This is a genomic window from Arthrobacter glycogeni, from assembly GCF_054511155.1.
The window spans coordinates 15,333-42,008 of sequence record NZ_JBTNDE010000024.1; the positions used below are offsets into that span (position 1 = coordinate 15,333).

The window sequence follows — 26,676 nt, forward strand, 5'->3', positions numbered from 1 at the left end:
CGGGCTGGGAGGCCCGTGGCTTTCCCTTGCGGGCATTGCGCTCTATCCTTAGAGCGAAGGCTAATTTCAACCAGTAATGCGGGTAGATTCAGGCCCCCTACGCCGAGCAGAACGTGGCAGGGAACCGGATGCGTCAGGTGGTCGTTGGTTGGGGTGAGGGACCAGGAATTATTATTAGCATGGAGGCAGTGATGGCACTCTCGGAACACGAACAGAGGTTGCTTGATCAGCTGGAGCAGCAGCTTCACGCCGACGATCCAAAGTTCGCCAGCTCGATGGCATCGAGCACCCCGCGATCTCTTTCAACGCGCCGCATTGTCATCGGCGCACTGATGGCTGTGGCGGGTATCCTGGTGCTCCTGCTCGGCGTCGCGAACCAGATAATTCTTGTTGGTGTGGCAGGTTTCCTGATCATGGGTGCAGGGGTATATTACGCCACCACCCGACCCAAGGGGAGCGAATCGGCACCCATGCCGCGAGGAACAACCAAGGCCGCTCCGGTCAATCGAGGTGGCGGCTTTTTGAGTACGCTCGAGGAAAAATGGGATGAGCGAAAGAGGGACCAGCCCTAGCCCCACCAGCTCGCAGCCCTCCCCGGGGCCTCCACTTCCATCCACTTCGCCCAAAACTTCAGTTGAACCCCCGCCGATAGACCCGCATAGTCGGGTCTATCGGCATTTAACGGCCATTTCCCGTCCGGTCGGGGCGATCCAGCACGCGGCGGCGCCCCCGGGCCGTCGAAACCCTCCACTTCGCACCACCTCGCCCCAGCCGCGCCAGTACAGGAAACTGCCAGGAAATTGATCGGTTCGAAAGCCCAAAATGGATTGACGGGGGAGGGATGTGGAGTAAAGTGGTGGTTATAAGAGTGTAGTGGTACCGCAAGGTGCTTTCCGGACTGGATGGGCGGTGGCAGATGTTCCTCGGAACTCATCTGCCGCGTCTCGACGAGAAGGGCAGGTTGATCCTCCCAGCGAAATTCCGGGAGGAACTTTCCGATGGGCTGGTGCTCACCAGGGGCCAGGAACGGTGCATCTACGTCTTTAGCCAGCGCGAGTTCGAACGGCTTCACGAACAGATGCGGGCCGCACCGCTGTCATCACGGCAATCCCGTGATTACAGCAGGGTGTTTTTGTCAGGGGCTTCCGACGAGATCCCCGACAAGCAGGGGCGAATCACCATTCCCCAGGCGCTTCGGACCTACGCGGGACTGGATCGGGAACTTGCAGTGATTGGTGCGGGTAGCCGCGCCGAGATCTGGGACGCCTCAGCCTGGAACACCTATCTCGCCGAGAAGGAGAACGTGTTCTCAGAAACGGACGAGGAAGCACTCCCCGGATTCTTCTAGGACTATCACGCATTACCCGCACCGCAGTAGGACGGCTTCTTGAACGAGATCTCCAGCCGCCCGGCGCCCGTTCCACCTGGATCACCTTCCCCGGACCCAGGCGGACACAGCGCCTGGGTCGGATGGGGATCTGGCTCAAGAAACCAGAAACGCCGACAGACCCACAACAACACCGAGAAAGGAGCGAATGGATGAGCGACGATCGCCCTACCGGTGAACGACACGTCCCGGTATTGCGTGAACGCTGCACCTCGCTCCTCGAGCCGGCACTCCTTGCCGCCGTTGCTGCAGGCCGCACCCCGGTAGTCGTCGACGCAACGCTGGGCATGGGCGGCCACTCCGAATTCCTCCTCGAACGTTTCCCGCAGGCCCATCTGGTCGGGATTGACCGGGACCTGCAAGCCATCGGACTGGCAGGGGAGCGCCTCGCAGCCTTCGCGGACCGCACCGACCTGGTTCACGCCGTCTATGACGATATCCCCGAGGTGCTAGATGACCTGGGGATCGACCTCATCGACGGCGTGCTGTTCGACCTCGGGGTGTCATCACTTCAGCTCGACGAACGTGACCGCGGCTTCGCCTACTCCTATGACGCCCCATTGGACATGCGGATGGACACCAGCACAGGACAGACAGCGGCCGACGTCGTCAACGGGTACCCGGAGGCCGAACTCCTGAAAATTATCCGCTCCTGGGGGGAGGAAAAGTTCGCTGGCAGGATCTCCTCAGCCATCGTCACTGCCCGCCGGGACACGCCCTTCACCTCGACCGGTCAGCTGGTCGACGTCATTCGGGCGGTGGTTCCCGCAGCGGCGGCACGGACGGGTGGCCATCCAGCCAAACGGACCTTCCAGGCGTTGCGGATCGAAGTCAACGAAGAACTCACCGTGCTGGAACGAGCCATTCCCGCCGCCCTCGAGTCCCTGAATGTTGGCGGCCGGGCCGTCGCCATGTCGTACCACTCGCTGGAAGACAAGATCGTCAAGGCTGCCTTCACCGCCGGAACGCGGTCCTCAGCTCCCGTCGGCTTCCCGGTGGAGCTTGAGGAGCACAAACCGTACCTCAAATCACTCACCCGGGGCACTGAAGCCCCCACTGAGCAGGAAATCGAAGAAAACCCGCGGGCGGCCTCGGCCAAACTGCGGGCCGTTGAACGAATCAAAAAGGTGTCCCGAAACACCAGAGACAGGAATGCATCATGAGCCAGCAACTCGCTGAATCCTACGCGCCGCTGGCTACCCCCCGAACGGGCGGTGCATCCTCCCAGCAGATCAGAACCCCGCTCTCCCTCGTGCCTGCCGGCCCGGCCCGGCGCCGTATCCCCTTCGCCGTCTTCAGCATGATCGCCCTCGTCGGAGCACTGGTAACCGTGTTGATGCTCAACATCTCGGTGTCCAGCAGCCAGTATGAGCTCGTTGAACTGCGCAACCAGCAGATTGCCCTGAGCCAGGAAAATCAGGCGCTGACCCAGCAGATGGAAGACCTGCAGGCACCACAGAATCTTGCCGCCGAAGCCAGGGAACTCGGCATGGTGGCTTCCCCGGGATTTGGATCCATTGATGTAGATTCGATGAAAATCGCCGGAGTACCAGAAGCTGCAACGAAGGGGGGCGAGCCGTTGGCCCTCATCGCTGCGCCCGACGTTTTCACCGCCACCGCGGCTGCTCCACCAGCCGAAGCTCCGTCGGTCGAGACGGCAGCCGAGGACGCCGCTGCAGAGGAAGGGCCGGCAGAAGTTGTGGAGCCCATCAGCCCTGCGGAGCAGCCACAGGCCATCGAACTCAACGGCGGATCGATCCCAGCACCACAGCAAGGCACCGGCGGGTAACGCACCTGGTCAACGATTACCGAAGAGACACCAAAGGACATTGAAGTGGCTACAGCAACTGAGCACGACAAATTCCGGGTGGCTCTCGGTGCTACAAGGCTCCGGGTAGGTCTCGCCTTCGTCCTGGTCCTCCTGCTGGTTCTCGGCGTCCGCCTTTTCCAGGTGCAGGCCCTTGACCTCGGTGGCATGGCGCAGGCCGGGCTCAACAAGCGGCTCGAATCCTTCCCGGTCCAGCCTGTGCGGGGCGATATTCTCGACAGTAAGGGAAACTACCTGGCCCGGAGCGTGGAGCGCTTCGACGTCGTCGTCGACCAGACCCTTGCGGAGGGGGATACGTTCGCGCGGATCAACACCGAAGGCGACCGCGAAGAGCTCACCATGGCTGAGGGAATCGCCGAGCTCGCGGCGATTCTCGGTCAGGATGCAGCCACCCTTGAAGCGTCGATCATTGGGGACAAGACGTTCGGTTACGTGGCCCGCGAGGTGACCCCCGAGGTCAAGAACGCTGCGCTTGCCGTGCGGATGCCCGGCGTTTACGCCGACCCGGTCAGCCTCCGTACATACCCCTCGGGCCCCGTTGCTGGATCGATTGTCGGCTTTGTCGGCTCGGAGAACGAAGGACTCGAACTCACCCAGAACGAGAAGCTGACCGGCAAGGCTGGCAGCCGTACCTTCGAGATCGGTGGGGATGGCATCCGCATCCCCTACGCCACCAACGAGGATGTTCCCGCCCAGGATGGCCAATCAGTAAAACTGACCATCGACCAGGACCTCCAATGGTTCGCGCAGCAGACCATCGCCTCCCAGGTGGAGGAGTACGACGCCCAGTGGGGCAACATCGTGGTTGTCGAAGCGGACACGGGCGGCATCGTCGCGATGGCCGAATCCACCACCATGGACCCCAACAACCCGGGCGCCACCGACCCCGAATTCCGGAAGCCCCTGTCGGTCACCTCGTCCTTTGAACCAGGCTCCACCACCAAACTGATCACGATGGCCGCAGGGCTGGAGGAGGGCGTCATTGAACCGACCAGCGAATTCCTGCTCCCCAACACCTACACCGTCGGTAACCAGACCTTCAAGGATGCTTTTGAGCACGGCGAGGAGCGGCGTACTGTTGCCGGAATCTTCGCCAAGTCCATGAACACCGGCACGGTCATGGTCGGTGAGCAGCTCAGCAAGCAGCAGCGCTACGGCTGGCTGACCAAGTTCGGGATCGGCCAGCCACTCGACGTCGGCCTCAATGGCGAGACCAGTGGCATCCTCGCCCCACCAGAAGAGTGGGATGACCGGCAGCAGTACACTGTGCTCTTCGGGCAGGGCCTTGCACAGACAGCGCTGCACACGGCCATGGTCTACCAGACGATCGCCAACGACGGTGTTCGGTTGAAACCCCGCCTGATCGACGCCTACATTGACCCCGACGGCACCGAGCACAAGGTGCCCCAGGATGAGGGCATCGAAGTGGTGTCGCCGGAAACCTCGTCGCAGCTGCAGAAGATGCTCGAAACCGTCACTGTCGAAGGATCGGGTGCCTCGGGTGCCCTGGATGAGTACCGGGTGGGCTCCAAGACTGGCACCGCCGAGGCACCCGGCGCCACCGGCGGCTACGACGGGTACACCCTTTCTTACGCCGGCATGGCTCCCATGGAAGACCCAGAGTATGTGGTGGTGGTGACCCTGCAGCGTCCGCAGGGAGATCTGTATTATCTGATCCCAGGCGAGTCCTTCCAGAAGGTCATGGAGCAGGTGCTCAATGCCAGGAACGTTGCGCCCTCCACAGGCAAGCCCGAGACCTACCCCATCGAGTACTAATCCGGAGCATCACACGTGCCAACAATTGAAGATCCAACAGCGCATCCCGACGCAGGAATGCGCCCCGCAGCGGTGACCCCCATCCCGTTGCACCAGGCATTTGGCACCCTCCCCGCCGGGCTACCGGCAGTCCGGCCGATTCCCGGACGCCACGACGACGGCGCCAGAACCCAGGTGACCGGCGTGGCCATTGACTCCCGCATGGTCCGTACCGGCGACCTCTACATCGCACTCCCCGGCGCAGGCGCACATGGCGCCTCTTTCACCGGCCAGGCCCTGAAGGCAGGAGCCGTCGCGGTGCTGACCGATGAGGAAGGCCTGGCCGCAGTTGCCGACGCCGCTGGCACCACACCAGTGTTCAGTGCCACCCGCCTCAGGGAACTGGTGGGCCCCCTCGCCGCTGTCATCTTCAACAGCCAGCCCACCGGGTCCCACCGTCCCACCCTGTTCGGCGTGACGGGCACCAACGGAAAAACCACCACCACCTACTTCATCAACGCGCTGCTTCACGGGCTGGGAAAGACCACCGGGCTGATGGGCACCATCGAAATCCACGCCGGCGGCCAGCCAATAGCCAGCGCGCTCACCACCCCCGAATCCCCCCAGGTACATGGGATCCTGGGCCTGATGCGTGAACGCGGCATTCAGACCGCAGCCATGGAGGTGTCTTCCCATGCCATCGAGTACCGGCGGGTCGACGGCGTCCGGTTCGACGTGGCGGGGTTCACCAACCTGACCCAGGACCATCTGGACCTCCACGGCACCATGGCGGAGTACTTCGCGGTCAAGGCTGCACTTTTCCAGCAGGATCGGGCCCGGCAGGCGGTCATCATCGTCGACGACCCGTGGGGGGTGATGATGGCTGAGGTCGCTGGAGCCGACGTCGTCACCCTCCGCACCATAGATCCCCGGGACGACGCCGACAATGACGAACGTGAGGGCGCGGCAGTCGCCGGGCCGCCAGCCGACTGGCAGGTTCGCGACGTGGCCAGGCACGGGCTCGGCCACCAGTTCTCCCTGCACGGCCCCGCGGGGGAGAGGCTGACGTTGCACTCCGGCCTGCCGGGTACGTTCAACATCTCCAACGCCGCACTCGCCGCGGTCATGGTGCTTGCCTCGGGCGTGCCCGTCGCCGACGTGCAGGCCGCCGCCGACGCCTCCGACCCGTTCTCGTCAGCAGTGCCGGGACGCATGCAGCTCATCGGCGAGCACCCGGCAGCAATAGTCGACTTTGCCCACAACCCGGACGCGTTGGCCCGCACCCTCGAATCGGTCAAGCCCACTGTGCCCGGAGCCCGGCTGATCGTCGTCTTCGGCGCCACCGGTCAGCGGGACCAAACCAAGCGGCCCGTCATGGGGGCCACCGCTGCCCGGCTCGCCGACGTGGTGATCGTCACCGATGATGACCCCCACGACGAGGACGAGGCCATGATCCGGCAGGGGGTGCTGGCCGGGGCACTGCAGGCCCGCGCCACCGCGGCCCTGCCCTGTGAGGTGCTTGAGATCTACCCCCGCGCCGAGGCGATTGACCGCGCTGTCGCCATGGCGTCGTCGTCGGACACCGTCCTGATCGCAGGCCGCGGGCACGAGGTTTGGCAGGAGGTCAAGGGAGTCAACCTGCCCCTCGACGATCGGGTGGAGTTGGCCAAGGCGTTGACACGCTACGGATTCTCTGTCCATCCCAGCCACAGGATAGAATCCTAGACCGTCATGATTGAACTAAGCGCAGCCGAAATCGCGGCAATAACCAGGGGCCACCTGACCCCCACAGCCGCAGCGCGGCAGACCCAGACCGTCAGCTCCGTCACAGTGGATTCCCGCGATGTGCAGGCCGGCGGCCTGTTCGTCGCGAAGCCCGGAGAGACCGCTGACGGCCACCAGTTCGTACCGCAGGCCTTCCACAACGGGGCAGTCCTCGCACTGGTGGAGCACCCGGTGGTCGACACCGGCGCGGACGGAGAGGTCGAGTACCCGGCCGTGGTGGTCGACGACGTGGTGCTGGCCATGGGCCGGCTCGCAGCCGAGGCGGTGCGGCGTCTGCGCGCCCACTCGCCGCTGACCGTCATCGGTATCACCGGGTCGGCCGGAAAGACCACCACCAAGGATCTGCTGGCAGGCATCCTGTCGGAGCAGGCCCCCACTGTCGCTCCGATCGGCTCCTACAACGGCGAGGTCGGTGTTCCCCTGACCGTTTTCGGCGCCGACTACGACACGAGGTACCTCATCATCGAGATGGGTGCCACGAAGATCGGGCACATCACCTATCTGGCCGACATGGTTGCGCCCGACGTCGGGGTAGTCCTGGGCGTGGGCAGCGCGCACGCCGGAGAATTTGGTGGCGTGGAGAATATCGCCCGCGCGAAATCCGAACTGCTGCGGGCGTTGCCCGCTACCGGGACGGCCATCATGAACGCCGATGACGCCCGCGTGCTCGCGATGGAACAACGCACCGGCGCGCAGAAGCTGTACTTCACCGCCGACGACACCCGGGTGCCCGCCGGGGGCCCGGTGATTCGGGCCACCGCAATCACGACCACCTCCGACGGGCACCCGGCTTTCACGCTCACCGTCCCCGGCGACGACGCCGCCTACCCGGTCACCTCACGCCTGATCGGGACCCACCAGATCACCAACCTCCTCGCCGCAGCATCCGTGGCCACAGCCCTCGGCATCCCGGGGGCGGTGATCGCCGCTGTTCTGTCCCGGCGGGAGCCCCAGAGCCGGTGGCGCATGGAGCGGACCGAACGCGCTGATGGGGTCACAGTCATCAACGACGCGTACAACGCCAATCCCGATTCGATGCGGGCAGCGCTCCGCACCGTCGCCGAACTCGGTAGGGGCAGGCGCACCTGGGCTGTGCTCGGCGAAATGCTCGAACTGGGAGACGATTCAATTGCGGAGCACGACGCCGTTGGGCGGGTAGTGGTCCGGCTCAATATCTCCAAGCTTCTGGTGGTGGGGATGGGGGCACGCGCCCTCTACAACGGTGCCGTCCTCGAAGGGTCATGGGGTGATGAGGTCCTGTTCGCCGATGACGCTGCAGCCGCCGAGCAGATGCTCACCACCGCCCTGCAACCCGGCGACCTCGTGTTGTTCAAATCCTCCAACGGGGCCGGGCTTCGATTCCTGGGCGATCGGATAGCATTGTCATCGACCCACGCACCGTCCACCGCCACGCCTGGAACATCAGTGCCCGGCTCAACTGACCTCCAGGGGGGGCTGCAGCTGTGATTGCACTACTGATCGGCTCAGCCATGGGGCTGGTGCTGGCACTCGTGGGCACCCCCCTGTTCATCAAGCTGCTGGTGAACAGGGGCTACGGCCAGTTCATCCGCGACGACGGACCCACGGCCCACCACACGAAGCGCGGCACCCCGACCATGGGTGGTGCAGTCATTGTCGGCTCCGTGCTGATCGCCTACTTCGTCACCCATCTCCTGATGATCTGGGCGGGGATGTCGACCGGGCCCTCCATGTCGGGCCTCCTGCTGCTCCTGCTCATGGTGGGCATGGGTGTCGTCGGATTCTTCGACGACTACATCAAGATCTCCAAGCAGCGCAGCCTCGGCCTGAGCGCCCCGGCGAAGATCGCCGGGCAGACCCTGGTCGGGATCATCTTCGCCGTACTGGCGCTCGGTTTCCCCAACGAGGACGGCAGGACGCCGGCCTCCACGGCGATCTCCTTCATCCGTGACACGTCCATCGACCTCGCCTTCGCCGGCACCATCGTCGGGGCCGTGCTGTTCGTCATCTGGTCCAACCTCATCATCACCGCAGCCAGCAATGGTGTGAATCTCGCCGACGGCCTCGACGGTCTGGCTGCCGGCGCATCGGTCCTGGTGTTCGGCGCCTACATGTTGATGGGGATCTGGCAGTCCAACCAGAGTTGCGCCCTCGACGAGGTCGCCCGCAGCGTCTGCTACACCGTCCGTGATCCGCTCGACCTGGCCCTCATCGCTGGAACCATGTGCGGCGCCCTGGTGGGATTCCTCTGGTGGAACACCTCGCCGGCGAAGATCTTCATGGGCGACACCGGTTCGCTCGCCATCGGTGGCGCCATCGCCGGGTTCGCCATCCTGTCCCGCACCCAGCTTCTGCTTGTCATCCTCGCCGGACTGTTCGTCATGATCACCCTCTCCGTCATCATCCAGGTCGGCTACTTCAAACTGTCCGGCGGTAAACGCGTCTTCAAAATGGCACCATTGCAACACCACTTCGAGCTGAAGGGCTGGCAGGAAGTGACAGTGGTGGTCCGGTTCTGGATTCTCGCCGGGTTGTTCGTGGCAACTGCGATGGGGATTTTCTACGCCGAATGGGTGGTGCTGATATGACCGCCGCTCCCGACCTTGAGTCCCTGACCACCTGGGATGCTGACTGGCGGGGCCTGCGGGTGGCCGTCACCGGCATCGGGCTCTCCGGCTTCTCGGTTGCCGACACCCTGATCGAGCTCGGGGCCCGCGTTGTCGTCATCGACGGGTCCGATTCAGCCGAAAACCGGGCCAAAGCGGACACCCTGTCCATCGTCGGTGCGGTGGACGTCCTCCTCGGCCCCGACCACGCAACGACCCTTCCGCTCATCGACGGCGCCCTTCCGGACCTGGTAGTGACCTCGCCGGGCTGGACCCCCCAGCAGTCGATGCTACGGGCTGCCGCCGAAGCTGGCATTGCCGTCTGGGGAGATGTCGAACTGGCCTGGCGGGTCAGGATCCGTGAGGGCCGCCCCACCGCCGAGTGGCTGACCATCACCGGAACCAACGGGAAGACCACCACTGTCTCCCTGGTGGAATCGATGCTCCTCGCCGCTGGCCTGCGGGCCGTCGCGGCGGGCAATATCGGCACGCCGATCCTCGACGCCATCAGGGATCCCCAGGGCTACGATTTCATCGCCGTTGAACTCTCCAGCTTCCAGTTGCACTGGACCGGCTCCATCTCGCCTTTGGCCAGCGTGTGCCTGAACGTGGCGGAGGACCACGTGGACTGGCATGGCGGGTTCGATCAGTACACCGCCGACAAGGCGAAGATCTACGCCAACACCAAAGTGGCTTGCATCTACAACGCCGAGCAACCCGCCACCGAGCGGATGGTCGAAGAGGCCGACGTCGTCGAGGGATGCCGTGCCATCGGCTTCACGACGTCGACTCCGGCCGTCAGCATGGTGGGCGTCGTCGACGACCTGCTCGTGGACCGAGCCTTCATTGAGCAGCGCAAGGATTCGGCTGTCGAGCTTGCCGCTATCAGGGAGTTGGGTGACCTGGTTCCCCGCCATCTGGTGGCAAATGCCCTGGCCGCCGCCGCGCTGGTGCGGGCCGCCGGCGTCGAACCAGCAGCCATCCGCTCCGGGATCAGGAACTACCAGCCCACCGATCATCGCATCCAGCTGGTTTCCTCCCGGGACGGCATCCTCTGGATCAACGACTCCAAGGCGACCAACCCACACGCCGCGGCAGCCTCGCTGTCTGCCTTCCACTCGGTGATCTGGATCGCCGGAGGCCTCTCCAAGGGCGTCAACTATGACCGGCTGGTCATCGAGCATGCGAAGCGGCTTAAGGCGGTGGTGCTGATTGGCGCCGACAGCTCGGACCTGATGGCGTCATTGCGCCGACACGCTCCGGATGTTCCGCTGATCGAAGCGGGCACAGGGGAGACTGGAGCTGTGACGTTGTCCGACGAGACCACACCCACGCCTCAGGGCGAACGGGTGATGGAATCGGCGGTAAGGGAATCAGCGCGGTTGGCCGGCGACGGTGACACCGTGCTGATGGCTCCGGCGGCGGCATCCATGGATCAGTTTTCCTCCTATGCTCACCGAGGCGAAGCCTTTATCGAGGCAGTCCGAGTGATCGTGGAAGGGCAGGCGAAGACCGCAAAGGAGTTCTAATGGTCACCACGCCCACCCGGCCAGTCGGCCGGAAGCCGGTGATGCGTCAGCATTCCCGGGCCGGCACCCCACCCGCCGCGGCACCACGTACCCCCGGCACACCCTCAACCGGCTCAGCTGCGACAGGTCCAGCGAAGAAGGGGCTCGGTGGCCACTTCGGACGGTTCTGGATGTACCTTGAGGGCAGCGAAAAGCAAGCCAGCGGCGCCAGCTACTACATGATTCTCGGATCGGCCCTCGCCCTGACCGCGATTGGGCTGATGATGGTGCTCTCGGCATCCTCGGTTGAAGCCATCGCCGAAGGAACCAGCGAGTTCGATCTGTTCCTGCGGCAGGCCATCTGGGCCGCCGGAGGGCTGGTCCTGATGCTCCTGCTGTCCCGTTTCGGCGCCCGCACCTATCGACTTCTGGCCTGGCCGGTCTTGGGGGTAGCAATAGTGCTCCTGATGCTTGTCCTGGTCATCGGCGTGAACATCAACGGCAACCAGAACTGGATCCAGATAGGCGGGTTCACGATGCAGCCGTCCGAGCCCGCGAAACTCGCTCTGGCCATCTGGCTGGCCAGCGTGCTGGCCCGGAAGGGCAGGCTGGTCAGGAACTGGAAACACGCAATGATCCCAGCCCTCCCGCTGGGTGGACTGCCCATCGGGCTGGTCCTGCTCGGAGGCGACCTGGGCACCGTCATCATCTTGATGATGATCCTTGCGGCGGCCCTTTTCTTTGCTGGCGCGCCCATGAAAATGTTTACCATCGCCGGTATTGCCGGCATCGCCGGTGCACTGGTGATGGTCCTGGTTAGTGGAAACCGCAGCGACAGGATCAGCGCCTGGCTGCGGATCAACTGCGACGACGGCCGGGACCTGTGCCTGCAGTCCGACAATGGTCTCTTCGCCCTCGCCTCCGGCGGCTGGTGGGGCGTCGGTATCGGGCAGAGCCGGCAGAAATGGAACTGGATCCCCGAGGCTCACAACGACTTCATCTTCGCCATCATCGGCGAGGAGTTCGGGCTGATCGGGACCCTCGTCGTCGTCGCCCTCTTTGGAATCCTCGCCGTCGCCACCATCCGGGTGGCCCGCCGCTACACCGACCCGTTTGTGCGGATACTGCTCGGGTCCATCCTGGTGTGGCTGATCGGACAGGCTTTCGTCAACATTGGGATGGTGACCGGTGTCCTGCCCGTCATCGGCGTCCCATTGCCCTTCATTTCCTACGGCGGATCGGCATTGACCTTCACCCTCGCCGCCGTCGGTGTGTTGCTCTCCTTCGCCCGCAAGATGCCTCCTGCCCCGGCGGCCGATGCAGCTGTCACCCCAGACGCCCGTTTCCTAGAAAGCGAACCAGCAACCCGATGAGCACAACCCCTCTTTCGGTGGTCCTGGCCGGCGGCGGAACCGCCGGCCACATCAGCCCCCTGTTGGCGATAGCCAATGCCTTGGCGGAGATCGAACCCGGTATCCGGCAAGTGGTGGTGGGCACTGCCGCCGGAATGGAGACCCGGTTGGTTCCGGCCGCGGGCTACCCGCTCGAGACGATCGATCGTGTTCCGATGCCACGCCGCCCATCGGTCGACCTGGTAAAACTTCCCATCCGGCTGATCCGGGCGGTCCGTCAGGCGTCGGCCGTCCTGGACCGCGCCGACGCTGACGTCGTCGTTGGCGTTGGGGGCTACGTCTCGACACCGCTGTACCTGGCCGCGTGGCGGCGGAAAACCCCCATCGTGATCCACGAGGCCAACGCCCGCCCGGGTCTGGCCAACCGTCTGGGCTCCCGCATTGCCGCCACGGTCGCGGTGGCGTTCAAGGGGACCCGGCTGCCCGGTGCGCAGGTGGTCGGCATGCCCATGAGACGCAGCATCTCCTCCCTCAACCGTGCCGAGGAAAGAGCCGCCGCCCGGACCGCGCTGGGATTGACCAGCACTCAGCCAGCACTTATCGTGACCGGCGGATCTTCCGGTGCCGTCAGCATCAACCGTGCTGTGACAGCGGCAGCGCCGTTGCTGGCCGCCGAAGGCATCCAGCTGCTGCACATCACCGGCGGCGGCAAGGCTGTCACGGGCTCCGACGGGCGGCCCCTGCACGCCGACGGGTACCGTCAGATCGAGTACGTCGATGACATGGCGACCGTCTACGCCGCAGCCGACCTTTTGCTCGCGCGCGCCGGCGCCGCAACTGTCTGCGAGGTCAGCGCCGTCGGCCTCCCGGCCGTGTTTGTTCCGTTGCCCCACGGCAACGGTGAACAACGCCGCAACGCGGCCGACCTGATCGCTTCGGGCGGTGCACTCCTGGTGGAGGACGGGTCGCTCACCGCAGGCTGGCTGGCCGAGCAGGTGTTCCCACTCCTGAAAAACCCTGCGGCCCTGAACGTCATGGCCACCGCAAGCGCCACCCTCGGAGTGCGGGACGCCGACGTCCAGATGGCCCGGCTCGTCGTCGCTGCGGGACGAGGGGCCCAGTCGTGACCCAGTCCACCAGCCTGACACCTGCCGGCCTCGGCCACGTCCACTTCATCGGCCTGGGTGGCGCCGGTATGTCCGCCGTTGCCCGGGTGCTCCTCGGGCAGGGCGTCCCGGTGTCCGGGTCCGACGCCGCCGATTCGCGGACCCTCCGGGCCCTCGCCGACCTTGGCGCCCGCACCGATGTCGGGCACCGCGCCGAGAACGTTGACGGCGCTGACACCATTGTCATTTCGACCGCGATCAGGGCTACCAACCCGGAACTCGTCGAGGCCCAGGAGAAGGGGTTGCGGATCCTGCACCGGTCCCAGGCGCTTGCCGTCGCCATGACCGGGTCGGAGGTCGTGGCGGTGGCCGGCACCCACGGCAAGACCACCACCACCGCCATGATCACCGTCATGCTGCAGGCCGCCGGGCTGGATCCGTCGTTCGCCATTGGCGGCGACGTGGCAGCGCTGGGCGTCAACGCCGCCTGGGCTGAGGGCGGCGTGTTCGTCGCGGAAGCCGACGAATCTGACGGGTCGTTCCTGAACTACTCACCCCGTATCGCCGTGGTCACCAACGTCGAGGCGGATCACCTCGACCACTACGGCACTGCCGCAGCGGTCCACGAAGTTTTTGACCGGTTCGTAGCCCTGCTGCCAGTCGACGACGGCCTGCTGGTGACCTGCCGGGACGACGACGGCGCGGCTGCCCTGGCCGGACGGGTCGCTGACACTCGACGGGTCAGGACCTACGGCTACTCGCTATCCGCTGACGTGCGGATCGGGGCGACGGTCTCCGACGGCAGCGCCTCGACGAGCATGCTGTCCTTCTCGGTGGACGGGCTCGAGAGTGAGCAGGAGCTCCGGCTCAGCGTGCCTGGGGAACACAATGTCAGGAACGCTACCGCCGCCTTCGCTGTGGCGCTTGAGCTGGGTATTGACCCCGCCGCGGCGGCAGCCGGGCTGGCCACGTTCTCGGGTGCCGCCCGCCGGTTCGAGGCGCGCGGCGAAGGCAGGGGAGTGCGGGTCTTCGACGAGTACGCCCACCACCCGACCGAGGTGACAGCGGCGCTGCGGGCGGCACGCGCCGTCGCCGCCGGGCACGGCGTCCACGTCCTCTTTCAGCCCCACCTGTTCTCTCGGACCAGGGAATTCGCCGCGGAGTTCGCGACAGCCCTGAGCCTCGCCGACTCGGCCACGGTGCTGGACATCTACGCGGCACGGGAAGATCCCACGCCGTCCGTGACCAGCCGGCTGATCACAGACCGGCTCACTGTGCCGGGCGGGTACATCGCTGAGCCGGACGAGGCGGTGCGAGCGGTGGCGGACCGGGCCGCCGCTGGAGACATCATTCTCACAGTAGGTGCCGGCGACGTCACCCAGTACGGCGCCGAACTGGTCAGGTTGCTGACACTGCCAGCGCCGGGGGCACCAGGTTCATGAGCCGTCGTAAACCCGGCAGGCCCGGTACCACGCCCCAGCCGGGCGCCATCCCCGGCCCCGCCAGCGTGCCTCGAGTCACCAGTAGCAAGGTGTCCATGCTCGACCTTCCGGAGGATCCCTGGCTGCCCCCGGCCCAGGAGGAATCGACCAGCTCCGTCGTCGCATTCCCCCAGCCGCCCAGGAAGCGGCGACGGCGGAACCTCGTCCTGGGGCTCATCGTCCTGGTCCTCCTGATGGCAGGGTTGCTGGTGTACGTGATTTTTTCCCCGGCACTCGCGCTGCGCAGTGTTGACGTCAGCGGCAACACCCTGGTGACCGCCGAGGAAGCCACCGCCGCGCTGGAACCGTTGCTCGGCGAACCGCTGCCACAGATCGCCGATGAGGAAGTGGAACAGCTCCTTGAGGGTTTCGCCCCGATCGAAAGCGTTACCGTCGCCGCGGTCCCACCGTCCGGTCTGGCAATCACCATCCGCGAACGCGTGCCGGTGGCGATCCTGCAGAACAACGAACAGTTCGTCCTCATCGATGCCGATGGCCGCCAGCTCGCGTCCGTCAAAGATCGCGACGCGGTGCAGCTACCGCTGATCGACGGTGGGACCGAGGCCGTGAACAGTGAAGTGTTTTCCTCAATTGCCACAGTTCTTGCTGCCCTTCCGGAAAGCATCCTGAACCAGCTGGGGCACGCTTCGGCGGATTCAGTGGATTCAGTGAAGCTGTCGCTTACTACTGACCAGACCATCTTCTGGGGGAGCGCCGAAGGGAACAAGGCCAAGGCGTCGGTCCTTGAAGCGTTGCTTACCGCTCCGCCGGCCGATCCGCCGGCCAAGGAATTCGACGTCAGCACGCCGTCGAGTCCGGTCACTCGCTAAAGAATTATCCGACACGCGGGCTCGGTCATTGCAGATGAGGGCACCTGCCCATAGCGTCTTGAATAGAAGTTACTTGACATAACATTGACTTTCAAGTTGAGAGTTAACGTTGGTCAACGTGAAGGCTGGGAACAGATCCAGCCGGATCAAGCCCCACACAGCGCATTCGAACAAGGGACACAGGACCGTGGCAGCACCGCAGAATTACTTGGCCGTCATCAAGGTAGTAGGCATCGGCGGCGGTGGCGTGAACGCCGTCAACCGCATGATCGAGGTTGGCTTGCGTGGCGTGGAATTTATCGCCATCAACACCGACGCACAGGCCCTGTTGATGAGCGACGCCGATGTGAAGCTCGACGTCGGCCGGGAACTGACCCGCGGCCTCGGTGCCGGCGCCGACCCGGAGGTTGGGCGCCGTGCGGCCGAAGACCACGCCGAGGAAATCGAAGAGGTGCTGCGCGGGGCAGACATGGTCTTCGTCACCGCCGGCGAGGGTGGTGGCACCGGAACCGGTGGCGCACCCGTCGTCGCCCGCATTGCGCGCTCCCTCGGCGCCCTGACCATTGGCGTAGTCACCCGGCCCTTCACCTTTGAGGGTCGTCGACGGTCCAACCAGGCCGAAACGGGCATCGATACCCTCCGCGACGAGGTCGACACCTTGATCGTGATCCCGAATGACCGGTTGCTCTCCATCAGCGACCGGAACGTGTCGATGCTCGACGCCTTCCGGTCGGCCGACCAGGTCCTGCTCTCCGGCGTGCAGGGAATCACCGACCTGATCACCACTCCGGGCCTGATCAACCTCGACTTCGCCGATGTGAAGTCGGTGATGCAAGGTGCGGGGTCAGCCCTGATGGGTATCGGCTCGGCCCGCGGCGAGGACCGTGCGGTCAAGGCAGCCGAACTGGCCATCGCGTCGCCGCTCCTCGAAGCATCGATCGATGGCGCGCACGGGGTGCTGCTGTCCATTCAGGGTGGTTCAGATCTGGGTCTATTCGAAATCAACGAGGCCGCCCGACTGGTGCAGGAAGTGGCCCACCCCGAAGCGAACATCATCTTCGGTGCCGTCATCGACGACGCCCTCGGCGACGAGGCACGGGTCACGGTCATCGCGGCTGGGTTCGATCAGGTCGATGCCACCTCGCAGCCCAATTCGCAGCTTGCCAAGCCCGTCTCAGCGCCGTCCGTCGGTGCGAGTGTACCGGCGGCGGCGGCAGCAGTCCCCGCCTCGGCGGGGCTCGGCGCCTGGTCGCAGCGGTCACAGCAGTCAGGTAACACCGTGCCAGCGGATTCAGGTTTCGACGTCGATCTGCCAGCCGTAGTCGAGCCTGACTTCTCTTCGAGCCGCTCGGACGAACTCGATGTTCCGGACTTCCTGAAGTAACCATCGACGCCGTGTTCTTCTGGCGACAGGAAATCACTCCGGGCCGCTGGGTAGCCTTCACGAACGCCGAGGCGGGCAATCTCGCACACCATGTGCAGGATAAGCCCACCTCGGTGCGTCGGCGGCGCCGTGATCTGGAAGCCGCGCTGGGTGTCGCTGGAGGCTCCCTTCGTTTCATGCACCAGACTCACTCAGCGGACGCGGTGCTGGTTCATCCCGGACCGATCGTCGAGGCGGTTAGCGCCGATGCGCAGGTCAGCCCCGACGGATCGGTTCCCCTGGCGGTCATGACCGCGGATTGCGTTCCCGTGGTGCTGTCCGCTGGGCGGGGCCCGGGCCGGGCGAGTGCGGTGATCCACGCGGGACGCCAGGGGGTCTTGACCGGCGTGGTGGCTAACACTGTCGAGCTGATACGCCGGGGTGATGCCAAGGACCTGACCGCCTGGATCGGTCCAGCCATCTGCGGGCTATGCTACGAAGTGCCCGAGAAGATGAGGCGCGAGGTGGCAGCGGTCGTCCCAGCGGCGTGGGCAACCACCCGGTGGGGGACGCCCGGCCTCGATCTGCCCGGTGCCGTGCGAAGCCAACTCGCCACACTCGGGGTGGAGATCCGCACCGTCACTGACGATGCCTCGGCCCTCTGCACTCTCGAAAATGAATCCCTCTACTCCCACCGCCGCAGCCCGGCAGCCGGTCGGTTCGCAGGCCTCGTATGGACCAGTTGATGCAGTCACCGCGCGCCGCGGAGCTCGCCGAGCGGCTCTCTGCCGTGCACCGCCGGATCGAACAGGCAGTGTCTGACGCCGGACGCACCCACAAACCCGAGCTCATCGTCGTCACCAAATACTTCCCCGCAGCCGATCTACGGATCCTCGCCGGGCTCGGCGTCACCACCATGGGAGAGAGCCGCGACCAGGAGGCCGCCGCCAAGGCCCAGGAGCTTAAGGATTTCGAGCTGCACTGGCATTTCATCGGCCAGCTCCAAACCAACAAGGCCCGCTCCGTGGCGCGCTACGCGGATGCGGTGCATTCGGTCGACCGGGCGCAGCTGGTCCGCGCGCTCGGCAAAGCAGTGGCCGCCGGGCAAGCCGGCACAGGGCAAGGACCCGCGCCCGCCCTGTCCTGCTTCATCCAGGTCGACTTGTCGATACCCCATGGCGGTGAGACGAGCATCAGCGGACACCACCGCGGCGGGGCAGCCCCCGCCGATGTCCTCGCGCTCGGACGCCTGGTCGACGACACTGACGGTCTTGCTCTGGCCGGAGTGATGGCCGTCGCCCCGCTAGGGATAGACCCGGCGGCAGCGTTCGGACGGCTGGCTTGTATCTCAGCGTCGCTGCGCGTCGACTTCCCTGCCGCGTCGGGGATCTCGGCTGGGATGAGCGGCGACCTCGAAGCAGCAGTCGCGGCCGGCGCGACACACCTCAGAATAGGGTCGCAGGTCCTCGGCGATCGCCCGCCCTTGCGGTAGCGTCTGGACTATACCCAATGACACGACAGGAGCTACCATGGCTGGCGCACTGCGCAAGACAATGATCTATCTTGGGCTCGCCGACGGTGATGAGCACTACGAGTCCGAGCAAAAGAATTTAGCTGGCAGGAGCGAGGATCACTCAGTGGATTACGACGGAGATGATCGGCAAGTCGCCGCACGCCCGGCGACCAAGCTCGCGCCGGTGGATGAATACCGGGCCCCGGTGACGCCGATCAAACGGGCACAGTCCTCACGTGAGGATTCGGCAGCCCTGCGCCAGATCACCACGGTGCACCCACGGTCCTACAACGATGCAAAGCTCATCGGCGAAAGCTTCAGGGACGGAATTCCCGTCATCATGAACGTCACCGACATGGGCGAATCCGATGCCAAGCGTCTCGTCGACTTCTCTGCCGGCCTCGTTTTCGGTCTGCACGGCAGCATCGAGCGGGTCACCAACAAAGTCTTCCTTCTGTCGCCCTCCTATATTGAGGTACTGGGAGAAGACCAGAAGGCCAGCGAGGCACAGGCTAGTTTCTTCAATCAAAGCTAGCGTGGTTAACTGGTTCACGAGTTCCTCTCGAAATGTCTTTTTAGGACTGTGACTGCCACGTGAGTTTGGTTTTTGTTCTGATCTACCTGGTACTGATGGTTGTCCAGGTAGCGCTGATTATTCGGATCGTTTACGACGCCGTGCAGATGTTCGCGCGCGGCTGGCGCCCCAAGCGGCTGGCACTCGTGCTCGCGTCGGGTGTTTACACTGTTACTGATCCGCCGATCAAGGCCCTGCGACGGCTGATACCGCCGGTACGGCTCGGCGGAGTATCGCTGGATTTGGCGTTCCTGGTGGTGTTCCTCGGCGTAACCATCCTCATGTTCGTCGTCGCTGGTCTGGCCACATCGGTCTAGCCGGTTAGTTTTCGAGTCTCAAAAGATATACGCTGAATCAGATAATTGGTGTGAATTCTAGAGTTTTATGTCCGCAATTCGGTACCGTAGTCAGGTCTGCTTCATAGGCAGGCATGTCTTATAACCACTATGAGGTGACCAGATGGCCCTGACGCCAGAAGATGTTGTCAACAAAAGGTTTCAGCCCACTAAGTTTCGTGAAGGCTACGACCAGGACGAGGTAGACGATTTCCTCGACGAGATCGTCGTAGAGCTCCGACGTCTGAATCAGGAGAACGACGAACTGCGGCGCAAGCTCGCAGACTCCACCTCCTCGACGTCCCAGGGAGCTGCAGTGCCCGCCCCGGTTTCGGCGGTTTCGCACACTGAAGAGGTCAAGGATGATCCGAAGGCGAAGGAACAGTCGAAGGTCGAAGAGCCGAAGGTCGAAGAGCGCAAGGTAGCACCAGCTCCAGCAGCTGCTGCAACGCCCGCTGCGTCAACGTCCGGCTCCGCCGAATCAGCAGCCGGTGTGCTGGCCATGGCTCAGAAGCTCCACGACGAGTATGTCAACGCCGGTGTAGAGCAGCGGGACAAAATCATAGCTGAGGCTCAGATCGAAGCCAGCGGCATGGTCAGCGACGCCGAAGAGAAGACCCGCAAGACCCTTGGTGCACTCGAGCAGCAGAAGAGTGTCCTTGAGGGCAAGGTTGAGCAGCTCCGGAGCTTCGAACGCGACTACCGCTCACGGCTTAAGGCCTACATTGAAGGCCAACTCCGTGACCTGGATTCCCGCGGATCGGTCGCTTCGGAAGCCGCCGGCTCCTAAGGTTCCACCCCGCGCCGGAGAATCGGCGCCATCAGTTATAGGCATGACAAGAGGCCGGCCCCGGGATCCCCCGGCGGCCGGCCTCTGCCGTAGTCTGGTAAGCAGTATCGACACTGCACCTTTTCCCGACCGGCGCGGTCAGCGGCAGCGCCAGACCTGAAAGTGTTATGACAGACCAGACACCCGAGCACGGTCTTCCGACCGGTGCCGACGAAACCTCCACCGGCCGGCGCACTGCGGCAGCCACCAGCCACCACCGGCGCAACGGTGCGCGCTACGCGCTGCTCTTTGCTGTCTGCTGTGCAGTGATCTATGTTGCCGATCAGCTGACCAAGATCTGGGTGGTCTCCACGATGACCGAGGGTCAGATCACCCCGGTGCTTCCGCCGCTTCTGAACTGGCATTTTATCCGCAACCCGGGGGCTGCCTTTTCCATCGGCACCGACTACACCTGGGTGTTCACCATCATCATGGCCGTCGTGTCAATCGCCATCCTCACCCAGGTCCGCAAGATTGCTTCCTGGTGGTGGGCGACGGCGCTGGGCCTGGTCCTCGGCGGTGCCCTGGGCAACCTCACCGACAGGCTGGTCCGGGAACCCTCCTTCGGCCAGGGCCACGTCGTCGACTTCATCGCCCTCCCCAACTTCGCCATCTTCAACATCGCCGATTCTGGCGTTGTCACGGGGGTTTGCCTGATCTGCCTGCTCACCCTGCGCGGCATCGGCATGGACGGCAAGCGCAGCAACGACGAACCGTCGGTAGACGGCTCGGGGGACGCCGCGTGAATGCCATTGAACGGGACGAGCGGGTACCGGCGGAATTAGCCGGATCGCGGGCCGACGCCGTGTTGGCCGCAGTCGCCGGGGTGTCCCGGTCCGCTGCCGCCGCCTGGTGCGTCGCGGGATTCGTGACCAGCGACGGGAAACCGGTCGGGAAGTCCGACCGCCCTGCCGCCGGGGCGGTGCTCCGGATCCGGGTGCCAGCCAGTGTGGACCCGCTGGCCGTTGTCGTGGCGACCGTCGACGGCATGGGCATCCTGTACGACGACGACGAGCTGGTGGTCATTGACAAGCCGGTCGGTGTTGCTGCGCACCCCTCACCGGGCTGGGTGGGGCCCACCGTCGTCGGCGCCCTCGCCGGCGCGGGCTACCGCATCTCGACGTCGGGCGCCCCCGAACGCGCCGGGATTGTGCACCGCCTCGATGTAGGCACCTCCGGGGCCATGGTGGTCGCCAAGACCGAACACTCCTACACCGTGTTGAAGCGGGCGTTCAAGGAACGCACCGTGGACAAGGTGTACCACGCGCTGGTGCAGGGGCTCCCGGACCCGCTCGAGGGGACCATCGACGCGCCGATCGGCAGGCACCCCGCGCACGACTGGCGGTTCGCCGTGCTCGAGGACGGCAGGCCCTCCAGAACCCACTACCGGGTGCTGGAGGCTTTCGGGAAGGCCAGCTTGCTGGAAGTCAACCTCGAGACGGGCCGGACCCACCAGATCCGCGTCCACTTCTCCGCCCTCCGCCACCCGTGCGTGGGTGACCTGACCTACGGTGCCGACCCGCGTCTGTCAGCCAATCTGGGGCTCACCCGCCAGTGGCTGCACGCCCAGCAGCTCACATTCGAGCATCCGGTGACCGGGGAAACGGTCAGCGCGACCAGCCCCTACCCGAACGATCTCCAGTACGCCCTCGACGCCCTGGCTTCCGGCACCATCTGAGCCGGGGCGGCGCGCCTCCGGCTCGGCAGGTCAGCCGGAGGAGGGGGCCGGCTGACCTAGAATGGGAGGGTGGTTTCAACAGCATCCCCCCAAGCTTCCCCGGCCAAGCCAACCCGCGAAGATTCCTTCGTTCACCTGCACAATCACACCGAGTATTCAATGCTCGACGGCGCCGCACGGCTGACTGATCTGTTCAGCCACACCGAGGAACTGGGCATGAACGCCCTGGCCACCACCGACCATGGGTTTGTCTTCGGGGCCTTCGATTTTTGGGACAAGGCCCGCGCGGCCGGGATCAAGCCCATCATCGGGGTGGAGGCGTATCTCACCCCTGGGACGGCTCGTGCGGACAAGACCCGCGTGAAGTGGGGCGGTGGTGGACGCGACGACGTCTCCGGAGCCGGCGCGTACACCCACATGACCCTGTGGTCCGAGACCACCGAGGGCATGCACAACCTGTTCAGGATGTCCTCCCTGGCCTCGCTGGAGGGGTACCTGTACAAGCCGAGAATGGACCGGGACCTGCTGCAGACTTACGGCAAGGGCCTGATCGGGACCACCGGGTGCCCCTCGGGCGAGGTGCAGACCAAGCTGCGCCTCGGCCTGTACCGTGAGGCAGTCCAGGCGGCCTCCGACTTCCGGGACATTTTCGGTGCCGACAACTTTTTCTGCGAACTGATGGACCACGGCCTGGACATTGAACGCAACGTCAAAGCCGACCTGATCAAGCTGGCCCGTGAGCTGGGGTTGCCGCTGGTGGCCACCAATGACCTGCACTACACGCACGCGGAGGACTCCAAAGCCCACGCCGCCCTGTTGTGTGTGCAGTCCGGTTCCACAATGGCGGATCCCAAGCGGTTCAAGTTCGACGCCAACGAGTTCTACCTCAAATCCCCCGCCGAGATGCGCTCCATCTTCAGCGATTTCCCCGACGCCTGCGACAACACCCTCCTCATTGCCGAGCGGTGCGACGTCGAGTTCAACACCAAGGCGAACTACATGCCGGGCTTCCCCGTCCCGGAGGGGGAAAGCGAGCAATCGTGGTTCGTGAAGGAGGTCGAGACCGGGCTGCAGTTCCGCTACCCGGCAGGGATCCCCGACGCCGTCCGCAAGCAGGCCGAATACGAGACCGGCGTCATCACCCAGATGGGCTTCCCCAGCTACTTCCTGGTGGTTGCCGACTTCATCAACTGGGCCAAGGACAACGGCATCAGGGTGGGTCCCGGCCGTGGCTCCGGTGCCGGGTCGATGGTTGCCTACGCCATGCGCATCACCGACCTCGATCCGCTGCAGCATGGGCTGATTTTCGAACGGTTCCTCAACCCCGAGCGTGTGTCGATGCCCGACTTCGACGTCGACTTCGATGATCGGCGCCGTTCGGAAGTGATCCGCTATGTCACCGAGAAGTACGGCGATGAGCGGGTGGCCATGATCGTCACCTACGGCACCATCAAGGCCAAACAGGCCATGAAGGACTCTTCCCGGGTGATGGGCTACCCGTTCTCGATGGGGGAGCGGCTCACCAAAGCCATGCCACCCGACGTCATGGGCAAGGGGCTCGCCCTCACCGACGTGCACAACAAGGACGCCAAACGGTACTCGGAGGCCGAGGAACTCCGTGAGCTCCTGAAGTCCGACGCTGACGCAGCGAAAGTCTTCGAGACGGCGCTGGGTCTGGAGGGGCTGAAGCGGCAGTGGGGCGTGCACGCCGCCGGCGTCATCATGTCCTCGGACCCGCTGATCGACATCATCCCGCTGATGCGCCGTGATCAGGACGGCCAGATCATCACGCAGTTCGACTACCCGACGTGTGAGAACCTCGGCCTGATCAAGATGGACTTCCTCGGCTTGAGGAACCTGACGATCATCACCGACGCGGTGGAGAACATTAAACTCAATAAGGACATCGAGCTGGTGCTCGAAGACCTGGACCTCGAGGACAAGGGTTCCTACGACCTGCTGGCCCGCGGCGACACGCTCGGAGTGTTCCAGCTCGACGGCGGGCCGATGCGCGCCCTCCTGAAGCTGATGCGCCCCGACAACTTCGAAGACATTTCGGCCGTCATCGCGTTGTACCGGCCCGGACCCATGGGCGCCAACTCGCACACCAATTACGCGCTGCGCAAGACCGGCGTGCAGGAGGTGACCCCCATCCACGCCGAGCTGGAAGAACCACTCGCCGAGATTCTGGGGACCACCTACGGCCTGATCGTGTACCAGGAGCAGGTGATGGCCATCGCCCAGAAGGTCGCCGGCTACTCGCTGGGACGCGCGGATATCCTCCGTCGGGCGATGGGCAAGAAGAAGAAGTCCGAGCTGGACAAGCAGTACGAGGGCTTCGCCAACGGCATGAAAGACAACGGGTATTCGGAAGCGGCGATCAAGACCCTGTGGGACATCCTGCTACCGTTCTCCGACTATGCCTTCAACAAGGCCCATTCGGCCGCTTACGGCCTGGTGTCCTACTGGACGGCGTACCTCAAGGCGCACCACCCCGCCGAGTACATGGCGGCGCTGCTCACCAGCGTCGGCGATGACAAGGACAAGCTGGCGATCTACCTCAACGAGTGCCGTCGGATGGGTATCACCGTGCTGCCGCCGGACGTCAACGAGTCGAGCGTCAACTTCACCCCGGTCGGTACCGACATCCGGTTCGGGATGGGTGCGATCCGTAACGTGGGTGCCAACGTCGTGGGCGCCATGGTGGGAGCCCGCACCGAGAAGGGCGCCTTCACCTCGTTCAGCGACTTCCTTCAGAAGGTGCCGGCGGTGGTCTGCAACAAGAGGACCATCGAATCGCTGATCAAAGCCGGGTCCTTCGACTCGTTGAAGCACCCGCGCCGGGCACTCGCGATGATCCATGAGGAGGCAGTCGACTCGGTGATCGTCCTCAAACGCAACGAGGCGGCCAACCAGTTTGACCTGTTCAGTGCCTTCGACGAACCCGGATCGGTGGGCGGACTCTCGGTGGAGGTGCCCGACCTGCCGGAGTGGGAGAAGAAGGACAAGCTCTCCTTCGAACGGGACATGCTGGGCCTCTACGTTTCAGACCACCCGTTGCAGGGTCTCGATGGGATCCTGAGCCAGCACGCCGATTCGTCGATCACGTCAATTATCAGCGACGAGGGGCCGGCCGACGGCGCCATGGTCACCATCGCCGGCATGATCACGTCGCTGCAGCGACGGATCGCGAAGAACAGCGGCAACGCCTATGCCCGCGCCGAGATCGAGGATCTAGCCGGGTCGATGGAGGTCATGTTTTTCGGTCAGATCTACGGTCCGATCGCCGGTGTGCTCGCGGAGGATCTGATCGTCGTCGTCCGCGGACGGCTACAGCGGCGCGACGACGGCGCGGTAACCCTCAACGCCCAGGAGTTGAGCGTCCCGGATCTCAGCGAAGGACATTCGGGGCCGGTGGTCATTTCGATGGCCCACCACAAGGCCACCGAGACGGCGGTCGTCGCACTGCGGGACGTCCTGAGAACCCACCCCGGCACCAGCGAAGTCCAGATCCGGTTGAACAGCAACCGGAAGGTAGAGGTCATGCGGTTGGGGGTCGAACTGCGGGTCAACCCGACGTCGTCGCTCTTCGGCGACCTCAAGGTGCTGCTGGGCCCCGCCTGCCTGGACGTGTAACCGGAACTGGACGTCTGACCGGCCGGTCAGATCTCGTAGTCCAGCGCGGCGGGCTGCCCGTACGCCCCGCCGTGATAGAGGAGGGGGACCCCGGGCGGGCCCACCTCGCCGGACTGCACTTCAGCCACCACCACGGCGTTGTTCTCGAAGGACAGCCGCATGCTGATCCGCCCGATCAGGTGAGCTGCGACGTCGGCCAGGAGCGGTACCCCGTGCGGTCCGGGCTTCCAGTGGTCCCCGTCGAAACGGTCACGGCTCCTCGCGAACCGGTCTGCGAGTTCCCGGTTGGCGAGGCCGAGCATATGCACGCCAATGTAGTTGGTGTTCGCGATCGCGGGCCAGGAGGACGAGGTGCGGGCCATATTGAAGGTGAAGCGCGGCGGGGCCGCGGACAGGGATGATACCGACGTCGCGGTGAATCCGTAGGGTTTTCCTTGATAGACCGCGGTGATGATCGTCACCCCAGCCGGATGGCGGCGGAAGGCGTCTCGGAAGGCTTCCGTCGGGTCGGTGACAGGCTGGTCGGCTGGGTCTAGGGGATCCACGCCCCCCACCCTAGGCGAGGTCCAGTCGACGCATAACTTTGTTAATGTATAAGTCATGCACCCCTCCACTCCTGATGCCGAGCAGCCCGGCAGTTATCCGCCGCCCGTGTACGCGGTCACCACCGATGACACAGCGGTTCCGCCCACGTCCCTGCTGTGGTGGGCCAGCGCGATGGCGGGGTTAGGGCTCCTGATGGGAGCTGCCTGGTGGTTCGCTGCGCCCGGCGGCGGACTCTACGGCGACCCAGTCCCCGAAGAGGCTGGCCTGCTGCGCGATCTTACGCTGGGCGGTCTCCAGCTGGTGGTCGGCATTGTGGTGGGATGGCTCCTGGTTCAGCGGATGGACCTGCCTGGGGCCTGGCAGCGGATCGGCGCAGCCGTGGGCGGGTCATTGATCGGGTCGGTGCTCGCCGTCGTCGTCGGACAGTGGCTGGGCATGATGTTCGGGGCCGATCCCGAGTTTGTGCTGCACTCGCTGGGCGCGGCAGCTATCTGGCCCGCCGCAGCGGCGCTGGTGGTGTTCATTTCGGCGCTGATCGAGCTGGCCTGGGGCAAACGCCACCCCTAGCTCGCGCCTTAGGTCCCC

The 26,676-nt window shown here is 64.7% G+C and carries 24 protein-coding genes; 23 read left to right on the forward strand and 1 reads right to left on the reverse strand.

The annotated features are described in order from the left end of the window. Nucleotides 1-191 precede the first annotated feature (191 nt). The 22 genes from ACX80O_RS14440 (at nucleotide 192) to dnaE (ending at nucleotide 25,545) form a co-directional block, all read left to right on the forward strand. A complete protein-coding gene (locus ACX80O_RS14440; protein ID WP_459309100.1) occupies nucleotides 192-572 on the forward strand; it encodes an SCO2097 family morphological protein in 381 nt (126 codons plus the stop codon). Between the two features lie 344 nt (nucleotides 573-916). Further along, nucleotides 917-1,348 (forward strand): division/cell wall cluster transcriptional repressor MraZ, encoded by a 432-nt coding sequence (mraZ, locus tag ACX80O_RS14445; RefSeq protein ID WP_459309102.1) that lies wholly within the window; start codon nucleotides 917-919, stop codon nucleotides 1,346-1,348. A gap of 191 nt (nucleotides 1,349-1,539) precedes the next feature. Then, nucleotides 1,540-2,550 (forward strand): 16S rRNA (cytosine(1402)-N(4))-methyltransferase RsmH, encoded by a 1,011-nt coding sequence (rsmH, locus tag ACX80O_RS14450; RefSeq protein ID WP_459333856.1) that lies wholly within the window; start codon nucleotides 1,540-1,542, stop codon nucleotides 2,548-2,550. Next, complete coding sequence (gene ftsL / locus ACX80O_RS14455) at nucleotides 2,547-3,176, forward strand: cell division protein FtsL (protein ID WP_459333857.1); 630 nt, start codon at nucleotides 2,547-2,549, stop codon at nucleotides 3,174-3,176. Before rsmH ends, ftsL begins: the two co-directional genes overlap by 4 nt. A gap of 45 nt (nucleotides 3,177-3,221) precedes the next feature. Further along, a complete protein-coding gene (locus ACX80O_RS14460; protein ID WP_459333858.1) occupies nucleotides 3,222-4,991 on the forward strand; it encodes a peptidoglycan D,D-transpeptidase FtsI family protein in 1,770 nt (589 codons plus the stop codon). Between the two features lie 57 nt (nucleotides 4,992-5,048). Further along, a complete protein-coding gene (locus ACX80O_RS14465; RefSeq protein ID WP_459333879.1) occupies nucleotides 5,049-6,695 on the forward strand; it encodes a UDP-N-acetylmuramoyl-L-alanyl-D-glutamate--2,6-diaminopimelate ligase in 1,647 nt (548 codons plus the stop codon). A gap of 6 nt (nucleotides 6,696-6,701) precedes the next feature. Next, the gene (locus ACX80O_RS14470; protein ID WP_459333859.1) at nucleotides 6,702-8,222 is read left to right on the forward strand and encodes a UDP-N-acetylmuramoyl-tripeptide--D-alanyl-D-alanine ligase; all 1,521 of its coding nucleotides are present in this window, start codon (nucleotides 6,702-6,704) and stop codon (nucleotides 8,220-8,222) included. Next, nucleotides 8,219-9,322 carry a phospho-N-acetylmuramoyl-pentapeptide-transferase gene (mraY, locus tag ACX80O_RS14475; protein ID WP_459309062.1) on the forward strand — a complete coding sequence of 368 codons (1,104 nt, stop codon included), beginning with the start codon at nucleotides 8,219-8,221 and terminating at the stop codon, nucleotides 9,320-9,322. The genes ACX80O_RS14470 and mraY overlap by 4 nt, the downstream gene beginning before the upstream one ends. After that, on the forward strand, nucleotides 9,319-10,869 hold the full coding sequence (gene murD, locus ACX80O_RS14480) for a UDP-N-acetylmuramoyl-L-alanine--D-glutamate ligase (protein WP_459333860.1): 1,551 nt from the start codon (nucleotides 9,319-9,321) through the stop codon (nucleotides 10,867-10,869). The genes mraY and murD overlap by 4 nt, the downstream gene beginning before the upstream one ends. After that, on the forward strand, nucleotides 10,869-12,221 hold the full coding sequence (gene ftsW / locus ACX80O_RS14485; RefSeq protein ID WP_459309065.1) for a putative lipid II flippase FtsW: 1,353 nt from the start codon (nucleotides 10,869-10,871) through the stop codon (nucleotides 12,219-12,221). Before murD ends, ftsW begins: the two co-directional genes overlap by 1 nt. Further along, complete coding sequence (gene murG / locus ACX80O_RS14490) at nucleotides 12,218-13,327, forward strand: undecaprenyldiphospho-muramoylpentapeptide beta-N-acetylglucosaminyltransferase (RefSeq protein ID WP_459309067.1); 1,110 nt, start codon at nucleotides 12,218-12,220, stop codon at nucleotides 13,325-13,327. The genes ftsW and murG overlap by 4 nt, the downstream gene beginning before the upstream one ends. After that, nucleotides 13,324-14,748 carry a UDP-N-acetylmuramate--L-alanine ligase gene (gene murC / locus ACX80O_RS14495; protein WP_459333861.1) on the forward strand — a complete coding sequence of 475 codons (1,425 nt, stop codon included), beginning with the start codon at nucleotides 13,324-13,326 and terminating at the stop codon, nucleotides 14,746-14,748. Before murG ends, murC begins: the two co-directional genes overlap by 4 nt. Continuing rightward, complete coding sequence (locus ACX80O_RS14500) at nucleotides 14,745-15,617, forward strand: cell division protein FtsQ/DivIB (protein ID WP_459333862.1); 873 nt, start codon at nucleotides 14,745-14,747, stop codon at nucleotides 15,615-15,617. The genes murC and ACX80O_RS14500 overlap by 4 nt, the downstream gene beginning before the upstream one ends. Nucleotides 15,618-15,804: 187 nt before the next feature. Then, complete coding sequence (gene ftsZ / locus ACX80O_RS14505) at nucleotides 15,805-17,001, forward strand: cell division protein FtsZ (protein ID WP_459333863.1); 1,197 nt, start codon at nucleotides 15,805-15,807, stop codon at nucleotides 16,999-17,001. 11 nt (nucleotides 17,002-17,012) lie between these two features. Continuing rightward, nucleotides 17,013-17,726, forward strand: a complete 714-nt coding sequence (locus tag ACX80O_RS14510; RefSeq protein ID WP_459333864.1) for a purine nucleoside phosphorylase YfiH/LACC1 family protein — start codon at nucleotides 17,013-17,015, stop codon at nucleotides 17,724-17,726. Continuing rightward, a complete protein-coding gene (locus ACX80O_RS14515; RefSeq protein WP_459333865.1) occupies nucleotides 17,726-18,472 on the forward strand; it encodes a YggS family pyridoxal phosphate-dependent enzyme in 747 nt (248 codons plus the stop codon). Before ACX80O_RS14510 ends, ACX80O_RS14515 begins: the two co-directional genes overlap by 1 nt. A gap of 37 nt (nucleotides 18,473-18,509) precedes the next feature. After that, on the forward strand, nucleotides 18,510-19,028 hold the full coding sequence (locus ACX80O_RS14520) for a cell division protein SepF (protein ID WP_459309078.1): 519 nt from the start codon (nucleotides 18,510-18,512) through the stop codon (nucleotides 19,026-19,028). A 59-nt stretch (nucleotides 19,029-19,087) separates the two neighbouring features. Continuing rightward, entirely contained in the window at nucleotides 19,088-19,384 is a 297-nt protein-coding gene (locus ACX80O_RS14525) for a YggT family protein (RefSeq protein ID WP_459309080.1), read from the forward strand. Between the two features lie 142 nt (nucleotides 19,385-19,526). Next, a complete protein-coding gene (locus tag ACX80O_RS14530; protein ID WP_459333866.1) occupies nucleotides 19,527-20,192 on the forward strand; it encodes a DivIVA domain-containing protein in 666 nt (221 codons plus the stop codon). Between the two features lie 167 nt (nucleotides 20,193-20,359). Further along, complete coding sequence (gene lspA, locus ACX80O_RS14535) at nucleotides 20,360-20,977, forward strand: signal peptidase II (RefSeq protein WP_459333867.1); 618 nt, start codon at nucleotides 20,360-20,362, stop codon at nucleotides 20,975-20,977. Then, nucleotides 20,974-21,909, forward strand: coding sequence for an RluA family pseudouridine synthase (locus ACX80O_RS14540; RefSeq protein WP_459333868.1), 936 nt, complete (start codon nucleotides 20,974-20,976; stop codon nucleotides 21,907-21,909). Before lspA ends, ACX80O_RS14540 begins: the two co-directional genes overlap by 4 nt. 69 nt (nucleotides 21,910-21,978) lie before the next feature. After that, complete coding sequence (gene dnaE, locus ACX80O_RS14545; protein ID WP_459309085.1) at nucleotides 21,979-25,545, forward strand: DNA polymerase III subunit alpha; 3,567 nt, start codon at nucleotides 21,979-21,981, stop codon at nucleotides 25,543-25,545. Nucleotides 25,546-25,571: 26 nt separating this feature from the next. On the opposite strand, the gene ACX80O_RS14550 is transcribed toward dnaE, so the two are convergent. Continuing rightward, nucleotides 25,572-26,090: a flavin reductase family protein gene (locus ACX80O_RS14550; protein ID WP_459333869.1), complete on the reverse strand. Its 519-nt coding sequence runs from the start codon at nucleotides 26,088-26,090 to the stop codon at nucleotides 25,572-25,574. Between the two features lie 55 nt (nucleotides 26,091-26,145). On the opposite strand from ACX80O_RS14550, the gene ACX80O_RS14555 reads away from it, so the two are divergent. Then, a complete protein-coding gene (locus ACX80O_RS14555; protein ID WP_459333870.1) occupies nucleotides 26,146-26,658 on the forward strand; it encodes a hypothetical protein in 513 nt (170 codons plus the stop codon). The last annotated feature ends 18 nt before the right edge of the window (nucleotides 26,659-26,676 follow it).

Coding starts and splice junctions, on each gene's coding strand:
- ACX80O_RS14440 (WP_459309100.1), top strand. CDS start 192: ATGGCACTCTCGGAACACGAACAGAGGTTGCTTGATCAGCTGGAGCAG.
- mraZ (WP_459309102.1), top strand. CDS start 917: ATGTTCCTCGGAACTCATCTGCCGCGTCTCGACGAGAAGGGCAGGTTG.
- rsmH (WP_459333856.1), top strand. CDS start 1,540: ATGAGCGACGATCGCCCTACCGGTGAACGACACGTCCCGGTATTGCGT.
- ftsL (WP_459333857.1), top strand. CDS start 2,547: ATGAGCCAGCAACTCGCTGAATCCTACGCGCCGCTGGCTACCCCCCGA.
- ACX80O_RS14465 (WP_459333879.1), top strand. CDS start 5,049: ATGCGCCCCGCAGCGGTGACCCCCATCCCGTTGCACCAGGCATTTGGC.
- ACX80O_RS14470 (WP_459333859.1), top strand. CDS start 6,702: ATGATTGAACTAAGCGCAGCCGAAATCGCGGCAATAACCAGGGGCCAC.
- murD (WP_459333860.1), top strand. CDS start 9,319: ATGACCGCCGCTCCCGACCTTGAGTCCCTGACCACCTGGGATGCTGAC.
- ftsW (WP_459309065.1), top strand. CDS start 10,869: ATGGTCACCACGCCCACCCGGCCAGTCGGCCGGAAGCCGGTGATGCGT.
- murG (WP_459309067.1), top strand. CDS start 12,218: ATGAGCACAACCCCTCTTTCGGTGGTCCTGGCCGGCGGCGGAACCGCC.
- ACX80O_RS14500 (WP_459333862.1), top strand. CDS start 14,745: ATGAGCCGTCGTAAACCCGGCAGGCCCGGTACCACGCCCCAGCCGGGC.
- ACX80O_RS14515 (WP_459333865.1), top strand. CDS start 17,726: ATGCAGTCACCGCGCGCCGCGGAGCTCGCCGAGCGGCTCTCTGCCGTG.
- ACX80O_RS14520 (WP_459309078.1), top strand. CDS start 18,510: ATGGCTGGCGCACTGCGCAAGACAATGATCTATCTTGGGCTCGCCGAC.
- ACX80O_RS14530 (WP_459333866.1), top strand. CDS start 19,527: ATGGCCCTGACGCCAGAAGATGTTGTCAACAAAAGGTTTCAGCCCACT.
- lspA (WP_459333867.1), top strand. CDS start 20,360: ATGACAGACCAGACACCCGAGCACGGTCTTCCGACCGGTGCCGACGAA.
- ACX80O_RS14555 (WP_459333870.1), top strand. CDS start 26,146: ATGCACCCCTCCACTCCTGATGCCGAGCAGCCCGGCAGTTATCCGCCG.